A 9,850-nucleotide genomic window follows, 5' to 3' on the forward strand; every position below is an offset into this window, starting at 1 on the left:
TATAATTAAATTCATGAGATGAATAATTAAACCACGTTAAATGCCATTTATCTGATTAACCAGCCAGAAGTATATCCCCGCTAACACCAGGTTTGATTCTGATTTTTGCCTTAAGGCCTGTTCATTCGCACTTATAAATTAAAAAACATTAATTACCCTCATTATTATACGCCCTACATTTTATTTTTCTCCCTCTGCCCTGCTACCGATTCACGGCAAATATCGGTTCATGGGTATTTAAAGGAACAGTAATGACGAATTATTTCAGACGTTTGCCCTTATCCGGTTTTATTGTCTGCGCGGTACTGCTCGCTGGATGTGATGGTCAGGAAAACCAACCACCACATCCGCAGGCGCCTCAGGTCAGCGTGCATATAGTGAAAAGCGCCCCTCTGGCTGTCACTACCGAACTCCCGGGCAGAACAGATGCCTTTCGCGTTGCGGAGGTTCGTCCTCAGGTGAGCGGCATCATATTGCGTCGTAACTTCACAGAGGGAAGTGATGTAAAAGCCGGCGAGTCACTTTATCAGATCGATCCTGCCACCTATCAGGCCGCGTATGACAACGCGAAAGGTGAACTCGCGAAGGCCCAGGCGGCGGCTAACATTGCGCACCTGACGGTAAAACGTTATCTCACGCTGGTTGGCACGCAGTATGTCAGCAAGCAGGAATACGACCAGGCCGTGGCGACAGCGCAGCAAGCAGATGCCAGCGTCGTTGCCGCACAGGCAGGCGTTGAAAGCGCGCGCATTAATCTTGCCTATACCAAAGTGACGTCTCCCGTCGAGGGTCGCATCGGTAAATCCAGCGTCACCGAAGGCGCGCTGGTGACCAACGGGCAAGCCGCAGCCCTGGCAACGGTTCAGCAGCTTGATCCGATGTATGTCGACGTCAGCCAGTCCAGCAGTGATTTTATGCGTCTGAAGCAGACGAGCCTGCAAAAAGGAGAGGCCACCAGCACCGTTGAGCTGGTGATGGAGAATGGTCAGCCCTACCCGTTGAAAGGTACGCTGCAGTTCTCGGATGTCACGGTCGACGAAAGTACCGGCTCTATCACCTTGCGCGCGATTTTCCCAAACCCACAGCACCTGCTGTTGCCTGGCATGTTTGTCCGGGCCCGCATTGATGAAGGCAAACAGCCTGATGCGATTCTGGTCCCACAACAAGGCGTGACCCGCACGCCGCGCGGTGATGCATCCGTTCTGGTGGTTAACGATAAAAACCAGGTTGAGTCACGTACCGTCGTTGCCCCTCAGGCGATTGGCGATCGCTGGCTGGTGACGGAAGGGCTGAAAAATGGCGACCGCGTCATTGTCAGCGGCTTACAAAAAGTCAGACCGGGCGCTACCGTCGTCGCGACGCCTGATACCACCACGACTCCAGCCGGTTAAGGGACGACGACATGGCTAATTTCTTTATCCAACGGCCGGTTTTCGCCTGGGTGCTTGCCATCATTTTGATGATTGCAGGCGGGCTGGCTATTCTCAAACTGCCCATCGCGCAGTATCCGACCATTGCCCCTCCCGCCGTGGCTATCACCGCAACGTATCCGGGTGCTGATGCGCAAACGGTGCAGGATACCGTAACGCAGGTTATCGAACAGAACATGAACGGTATCGATAACCTGATGTATATGTCATCCACCAGCGATTCCGCAGGTAATGTCACCATCACGCTGACCTTCCAGTCTGGAACAGACCCGGACATTGCCCAGGTACAGGTGCAGAACAAACTGCAGCTCGCCATGCCGCTGCTCCCCCAAGAGGTCCAGCAGCAAGGGATCGGTGTTGAGAAGTCCAGCAGCAGCTTCCTGCTGGTCGCAGGCTTTGTTTCCGATAACAAAGACCTCACGCAGGATGACATCTCTGACTATGTCGCGTCTAACGTGAAAGATGCCATTAGCCGCACCACGGGAGTTGGTGATGTGCAGCTGTTTGGTGCCCAGTATGCGATGCGCATCTGGCTCGACAGCAACGCGATGAACAAATACCAGCTGACGCCACTGGATGTGATTAATCAGCTGAAAACGCAGAACGACCAGATAGCGGCCGGCCAGTTAGGCGGAACGCCGTCAGTACCGGGGCAGCAGTTGAACGCCTCGATCATTGCACAAACGCGTCTGAAATCTCCGGAAGAGTTTGGCCGCGTGACGCTCAAGGTGAACCAGGACGGCTCCATGGTTCATCTGAAAGATGTGGCCCGCATTGAGCTGGGTGGCGAAAACTACAATATGGTCACCAAAATCAACGGGCAAGCGGCAACCGGCCTGGGGATTAAGCTGGCTACCGGTGCAAATGCGCTGGACACGGCCGCCGCCATCAAGAGCAAACTGGCCCAGCTCCAGCAGTTCTTCCCGCAGGGGCTGAAAGTAGTCTACCCCTATGACACCACGCCTTTTGTGAAGATCTCTATCCACGAAGTGGTGAAAACGCTGTTCGAAGCGATCATTCTCGTCTTCCTGGTGATGTATCTTTTCCTGCAAAACCTGCGGGCGACGCTTATCCCGACAATTGCGGTGCCGGTCGTGCTGTTGGGTACGTTTGCGATCCTGGCGGCGTTCGGTTTCTCCATCAACACCCTGACCATGTTCGGTATGGTGCTGGCGATTGGCCTGCTGGTTGATGACGCCATCGTGGTGGTTGAGAACGTCGAACGCGTCATGGTTGAGGACAAGCTGCCGCCAAAAGAGGCGACGCAGAAGTCGATGGGGCAGATACAGGGCGCACTGGTGGGTATCGCCATGGTGCTCTCGGCGGTCTTTATCCCCATGGCCTTTTTTGGCGGCTCAACGGGAGCCATCTATCGTCAGTTCTCGCTGACCATTGTCTCGGCTATGGCGCTGTCAGTGCTGGTCGCTCTGATTCTGACACCGGCACTGTGCGCCACCTTGCTTAAGCCCGTCTCCAGCGATCACCACGAAAAGAAAGGTGGCTTCTTCGGCTGGTTTAATGCGCTCTTTGACCGGAGCGTGGAGCATTACAGCAACAGCGTAAGCGGCATTTTGCGTAAGACCGGGCGCTATCTGGTGATATACGTCATCATCGTCGGTGGCATGGCCGTACTGTTCCTGCGCTTACCCACCTCCTTCCTGCCCGAAGAGGATCAGGGGGTATTTATGACCATGGTCCAGCTCCCCGCCGGAGCCACCCAGATGCGAACCCAGCAGGTGCTTGACCAGGTTCAAAATTATTATCTCAACAACGAGAAGGCTAACGTTGAATCGGTGTTTACCGTGAACGGCTTTAGCTTTAGTGGTCAGGGTCAGAACTCCGGTATTGCATTCGTTAGCCTGAAGCCCTGGGAAGCGCGTCCCGGAGCAGAAAATAGCGTTGAGGCGATCGTAAGGCGTGCGACAAAGGCCTTCAGTCAGATTAAAGATGGTCTCGTGTTCCCGTTTAACCTGCCTGCGATTATCGAGCTGGGTACCGCAACGGGCTTTGACTTTGAGTTGATTGATCAAGCTAACCTGGGGCATACCCAACTGACCCAGGCGCGTAATCAACTGCTCGGCATGGTGAAAGCGCACCCCGATCTGCTGGTTCGCGTTCGTCCTAACGGTCTGGAAGATACCCCACAGTTCAAACTGGATGTCGACCAGGAGAAGGCACAGGCGCTGGGCGTCAGCCTCTCTGACGTCAACCAGACGATCTCGACGGCATTGGGGGGAACCTATGTGAACGACTTTATCGATCATGGACGCGTGAAAAAAGTGTACGTCCAGGCCGACGCTCACTTCCGTATGTTGCCAGGGGACATCAACAACCTCTACGTGCGCAGCGCGAACGGAGAAATGGTGCCGTTCTCCTCCTTTAGCAGCTCGCACTGGGTGTATGGCTCGCCTCGCCTGGAGCGCTACAACGGAATGCCTTCGATGGAGATCCTCGGTGAGTCCGCGCCGGGTAAAAGTACCGGTGAGGCGATGGCCTTGATGGAGAACCTCGCCGCAAAACTGCCTTCCGGTATCGGCCATGACTGGACGGGAATGTCTTATCAGGAACGACTGTCTGGTAACCAGGCACCTGCCCTGTACGCCATTTCATTGATAGTGGTGTTCCTGTGCCTGGCTGCGCTTTATGAAAGCTGGTCTATTCCCTTCTCGGTCATGCTGGTTGTGCCGCTGGGTGTCACGGGCGCGCTTCTCGCCGCATCGATTCGCGGGTTAAATAATGATGTCTATTTCCAGGTCGGCCTGCTGACAACGATTGGTCTGTCGGCGAAAAACGCCATCCTGATCGTCGAGTTTGCTAAGGACCTGATGGATAAAGAAGGTAAAGGGATCATTGAAGCCACACTGGAAGCATCCAGAATGCGCCTTCGACCGATCCTGATGACGTCGCTGGCCTTTATCCTTGGCGTGATGCCACTGGTCATCAGCAGAGGAGCCGGGAGCGGCGCGCAAAATGCTGTCGGGACAGGTGTTATGGGAGGGATGCTTTCCGCAACGCTTCTGGCCATTTTCTTCGTGCCCGTCTTCTTTGTGGTTGTCCGGCGCCGGTTTACGAAACATAAAGAATAATGTTTCTCAAAAAAGGCACCTCAGGTGCCTTTTTTATTTTTAGCATAAACAATGAATTAGATATGTCATACTCACAGCATTAATAGTTAACCATTTGCATTAAGTAAAAACGCCGCGTTACGTCTTCATATTTTCTCCATTAATTCATCCTGACAGCGACTTTTCTCCACGATTTTTACAAACAACATAATTTGAGATTATTCCCCGTGCAACGTTGCCTTATCCCGGTGGTAAAATAGTCTCCAGTTCGTTAATAGCCCTCCTGGCTGTATAGCGAATGAGAAATAATACTGAGGTAACATCATGAAAAGATTCATTTCCGTTGCACTACTCGCTGCGCTGCTTGCTGGATGCGCGCACGACTCTCCATGTGTACCGGTATACGACGATCAAGGCCGACTGGTTCATACCAATACCTGTATGAAAGGCACCACTCAGGACAACTGGGAAACAGCAGGTGCTATCGCCGGTGGTGCTGCCGCAGTGGCAGGTTTGACGCTGGGTATCGTTGCTCTGACGAAGTAACATCAGAACGTATCATGTGTGTAGAAAGCGCGGCTCTGTCCGCGCTTTTGCTTTTAAAGAGTGCAGCGTTTTCAGATAAGTAAAAAAATAGCCCTGTCTTTACCCACCTTGTTTATTTCATCCTGCGGACAGTCACATATTTTTAATGCACAACGTTAAATTACATATTCTATCGTGATGATTTTCACATATTAATTATATTTAATACCCTGCCAATATTCACCCCAGAAACTATCTCTTCTTTTTAAGGTATAGCCGCTGAAAGTTTTGCTCCGATTTGTGGCACAGGTTGTAATTTCGCACCGTTTCGGGGCGCTCTCTTTATTTAACCCTGTCTACACTCAGCATTATGCGTTCACTGGTCACTTATTTTGTTGAGCGCAAAACCTGGCATTACGTTTGCTTTATAAACGTTGGCCAAAGCCACAGACAGGTAAAGCGTTTAAAACGCCTCTATAACGATAAATTTCGCCACACAGGATGCATTATGAAAAAGACGATGATAGCCAGCCTGGCCGCCGCGGGCATGTTGTTTGCTGTAGCCGGTCAGGCCCATGCGGGTACGACACTGGATGCCGTTAAAAAGAAAGGGTTTGTTCAATGTGGGATCAGTGACGGTTTACCTGGCTTCTCTTATGCCGATGCAAACGGCAAATTTACCGGTATTGATGTTGATGTCTGCCGCGGTGTTGCCGCCGCCGTTTTCGGTGACGACAGTAAAGTAAAATATACCCCGCTGACGGCGAAAGAACGTTTTACTGCATTACAGTCTGGCGAAGTTGACATGCTTTCCCGTAATACCACCTGGACCTCCTCCCGTGATGCAGGCATGGGAATGGCATTTACTGGCGTGACCTATTATGACGGTATCGGTTTCCTGACCCACAATAAAGCGGGCCTGAAAAGCGCCAAAGAGCTGGATGGCGCGACCGTTTGTATCCAGGCCGGTACCGATACCGAGCTGAACGTCGCGGATTATTTCAAAGCAAATAACATGAAATATACCCCTGTGACATTCGATCGCTCCGATGAATCGGCCAAAGCGCTGGAATCCGGTCGTTGCGACACGCTGGCTTCTGACCAGTCACAGCTGTACGCCTTGCGTATTAAGCTGAGCAACCCGGCGGAGTGGATTGTCCTGCCTGAAGTGATCTCCAAGGAGCCTCTTGGACCGGTTGTGCGTCGTGGCGATGAAGACTGGTTCTCCATTGTTCGCTGGACGCTGTTTGCCATGCTGAATGCTGAAGAGATGGGCATCAACTCGAAAAACGTCGACGAGAAAGCCGCTAAACCGTCCACGCCGGATATGGCTCATCTGCTGGGAACAGAGGGCGATTTCGGGAAGGATCTGAAGCTGGATAACAAGTGGGCTTACAACATCATCAAACAGGTGGGTAACTACGCTGAGATCTTTGAGCGCAACGTGGGATCGGAAAGCCCTCTGAAGATCAAACGCGGCCAGAACAATCTCTGGAACAACGGCGGTATTCAGTACGCGCCACCAGTACGTTAAGTCATTGCTGTAACGGGCACTGTTAAGGCAGTGCCCGCCCCAGAGTCATGGTTACCGAGGTTTCTTTATGTCCCATCGCCGCTCAGCCGTAAAAGGATCGCTATCCTTTTCTCATCCCGCGGTCCGCGCCTGGCTATTCCAGGTTATTGCGATTATTGCGGTTGTTCTTATCGCCGTGTATCTCATCCATAACACTATAACCAACCTGAATAATCGCGGTATTACCTCCGGCTTTGCTTTTCTGGATCGCAGCGCGGGGTTTGGCATTGTTCAACACCTTATTGATTATCAGGAAGGCGACACGTATGGACGCGTGTTCGTGGTCGGTTTACTGAATACGCTGCTGGTCTCTGCACTTTGTATTGTTTTTGCCTCCATACTGGGCTTATTTATTGGTCTGGCACGTCTGTCCGAAAACTGGCTGCTGCGCAAACTGTCTACTTTTTATATTGAGACGTTCCGTAATATCCCACCGCTGCTGCAGATCTTTTTCTGGTATTTTGCCGTGCTGCGCAACCTGCCGGGGCCACGTCAGGCTATTGACGCTCTTGATCTGTTTTTCCTGAGTAATCGCGGGTTGTATATTCCTTCTCCGCAGCCGGGTGAAGGGTTGTATGCCTTCATTGCCGCCCTTGTAATAGCGCTTGCTCTCTCAGCGGCCATGTTCCGCTATAACCGCAAGCATCAGTTCAAAACCGGGCAGCTTCGTAAAACCTGGCCAACCGCCGCCATCCTTATCATTGGTCTTCCACTTCTGACACACTGGCTGTTTGGGGCCGCCCTTCACTGGGATATTCCGCAGCTGCGTGGCTTTAACTTCCAGGGCGGAATGGTTTTAATTCCTGAGCTGGCAGCACTGACGCTGGCGCTTTCGATTTATACCTCTGCATTTATCGCCGAGATTATTCGTGCGGGGATCCAGGCCGTTCCTTACGGACAACACGAGGCGGCGCGCTCGCTGGGATTACCCCATACGGTGACGCTTCGTCAGGTCATTATTCCGCAAGCGTTACGGGTCATCATTCCGCCGCTGACCAGTCAATACCTCAATATTGTCAAAAACTCATCGCTGGCGGCCGCCATTGGCTACCCCGATATGGTGTCGCTGTTTGCCGGAACCGTGCTTAACCAGACCGGACAAGCCATTGAAACTATTGCCATCACAATGTCTGTCTATCTGATCATCAGCCTGGTGATTTCGTTGCTGATGAACCTCTATAACCGTCGTATAGCACTGGTCGAGCGCTAAGGATCTATGATGACAAAAGCGATACTGTCGCACTCCTCGCGCCCTGCCGGTTCGACAGGCGGACGTTTAATTCTCTGGGCACGTAAGAATCTGTTCTCCAGCTGGAGTAACAGCCTGCTGACAATTGTATGTTTGTGGCTTATGTGGGAATTAATTCCACCGCTGCTGAACTGGGCTTTTTTACAGGCTAACTGGTCGGGATCCACTCGCGCAGACTGCACAAAAGCAGGGGCCTGCTGGGTGTTTATCCATGAGCGCTTTGGCCAGTTCATGTATGGATTGTATCCGCATGAACAGCGCTGGCGGATTAATCTGGCACTGGCCATCGGGCTGCTCTCCATCGCCGTAATGTTCTGGAAAAAACTGCCTCATCGGGGGCGTTATATTGCCTGTTGGGCAGTGGTGTATCCCATTATTGTTTGGGTGCTGTTGTATGGCGGCTTCCTGGGGCTGGAACGTGTTGAAACACGTCAGTGGGGTGGGTTAACGCTGACGCTGATTATCGCGTCCGTTGGGATAGCCGGCGCACTGCCATGGGGTATTTTGCTCGCGCTTGGGCGGCGCTCAAAAATGCCTGTCGTACGTGTGCTTTCCGTTATTTTCATTGAATTCTGGCGTGGCGTACCGCTTATCACCGTTCTGTTTATGTCTTCGGTCATGTTGCCGCTGTTTATGGCAGAAGGGACAACGATAGACAAACTGATCCGTGCCCTGGTCGGGGTCATCCTTTTCCAGTCCGCTTACGTTGCGGAAGTGGTGCGTGGGGGCCTGCAGGCTCTGCCTAAAGGTCAGTACGAAGCGGCGGAATCACTGGCGCTTGGCTACTGGAAAACGCAGGGACTGGTGATATTGCCACAAGCACTCAAGCTGGTTATCCCGGGCCTGGTCAATACCATCATTGCCCTCTTCAAAGATACCAGCCTAGTGATCATCATCGGGCTGTTCGATCTCTTTAGCAGCGTGCAACAGGCGACCGTTGACCCTGCCTGGCTGGGTATGTCCACCGAGGGATATGTCTTCGCTGCTCTGATCTACTGGATCTTTTGTTTTAGCATGTCGCGCTATAGCCAGCATCTGGAAAAGCGCTTTAACACCGGGCGTACACCGCACTGAGGAAATTATGAGCCAGATTACTATGACACCTGCCGACGCGATGATTACGCTGGAAAACGTGAATAAATGGTACGGGCAGTTTCATGTTTTGAAAGACATTAACCTCAAGGTTAAGCAGGGAGAACGGATCGTTCTTTGTGGCCCTTCCGGGTCCGGAAAATCCACGACCATTCGCTGTATTAACCACCTTGAAGAACATCAGCAGGGGCGCATTGTTGTTGATGGCATCGAGCTGAATGAAGATATTCGTAACATCGAACGGGTGCGCCAGGAAGTGGGAATGGTGTTCCAGCACTTTAACCTGTTTCCCCATCTGACCGTTCTGCAGAACTGTACGCTTGCGCCAATTTGGGTACGAAAGATGCCTAAAAAGGAGGCTGAAGCACTGGCGATGCACTACCTGGAACGGGTACGTATCGCAGAGCACGCCAATAAATTTCCCGGCCAGATATCAGGCGGTCAGCAGCAGCGCGTGGCTATCGCCCGTTCGCTCTGTATGAAACCGAAAATTATGCTGTTTGATGAACCGACATCCGCCCTGGATCCGGAAATGGTGAAAGAGGTACTGGATACCATGATTGGACTGGCGCAGTCCGGGATGACCATGCTGTGTGTGACGCACGAAATGGGGTTTGCCAGAACCGTGGCCGATCGGGTGATCTTTATGGATCGTGGGGAAATCGTTGAGCAGGCACCGCCGGATGAGTTCTTCGCACATCCTAAATCTGAACGTACGCGGGCTTTCCTGTCACAAGTGATCCATTAAGCGTGTCTTAGCCCGGTGGCGCTTCGCTTACCGGGTCTGACTTTTTCCGGGAAACATAACGCAAAAAGGCCATCCTTTCGGATGGCCTCTTCACTTGTTTGATGTCTGGCAGTTCCCTACTCTCACATGGGGAGACCCCACACTACCATCGGCGCTACGGCGTTTCAC

Annotated in this window: 7 protein-coding genes; all 7 read left to right on the forward strand. The window is 52.4% G+C overall.

Annotation, left to right across the window (positions count from 1 at the left end):
• Positions 1-251: 251 nt before the first annotated feature.
• Positions 252-1,391, forward strand: coding sequence for an efflux RND transporter periplasmic adaptor subunit (locus F8561_RS09250; RefSeq protein ID WP_151887357.1), 1,140 nt, complete (start codon positions 252-254; stop codon positions 1,389-1,391).
• An 11-nt stretch (positions 1,392-1,402) separates the two neighbouring features.
• Entirely contained in the window at positions 1,403-4,516 is a 3,114-nt protein-coding gene (locus tag F8561_RS09255) for an efflux RND transporter permease subunit (protein WP_151887358.1), read from the forward strand.
• Positions 4,517-4,819: 303 nt separating this feature from the next.
• Positions 4,820-5,041 carry a lipoprotein gene (locus F8561_RS09260; protein ID WP_008502867.1) on the forward strand — a complete coding sequence of 74 codons (222 nt, stop codon included), beginning with the start codon at positions 4,820-4,822 and terminating at the stop codon, positions 5,039-5,041.
• A 487-nt stretch (positions 5,042-5,528) separates the two neighbouring features.
• Positions 5,529-6,554, forward strand: coding sequence for an amino acid ABC transporter substrate-binding protein (locus F8561_RS09265; protein WP_014171877.1), 1,026 nt, complete (start codon positions 5,529-5,531; stop codon positions 6,552-6,554).
• A 67-nt stretch (positions 6,555-6,621) separates the two neighbouring features.
• On the forward strand, positions 6,622-7,803 hold the full coding sequence (locus tag F8561_RS09270; RefSeq protein ID WP_151887359.1) for an amino acid ABC transporter permease: 1,182 nt from the start codon (positions 6,622-6,624) through the stop codon (positions 7,801-7,803).
• A gap of 9 nt (positions 7,804-7,812) precedes the next feature.
• Entirely contained in the window at positions 7,813-8,916 is a 1,104-nt protein-coding gene (locus F8561_RS09275; protein ID WP_040018710.1) for an amino acid ABC transporter permease, read from the forward strand.
• Positions 8,917-8,923: 7 nt separating this feature from the next.
• Positions 8,924-9,682 carry an amino acid ABC transporter ATP-binding protein gene (locus F8561_RS09280; protein WP_014171880.1) on the forward strand — a complete coding sequence of 253 codons (759 nt, stop codon included), beginning with the start codon at positions 8,924-8,926 and terminating at the stop codon, positions 9,680-9,682.
• Positions 9,683-9,850: the final 168 nt, after the last annotated feature.

Origin of the sequence: Enterobacter sp. 198 (assembly GCF_009025585.1) — a bacterium.
GTDB lineage: Bacteria > Pseudomonadota > Gammaproteobacteria > Enterobacterales > Enterobacteriaceae > Enterobacter > Enterobacter ludwigii.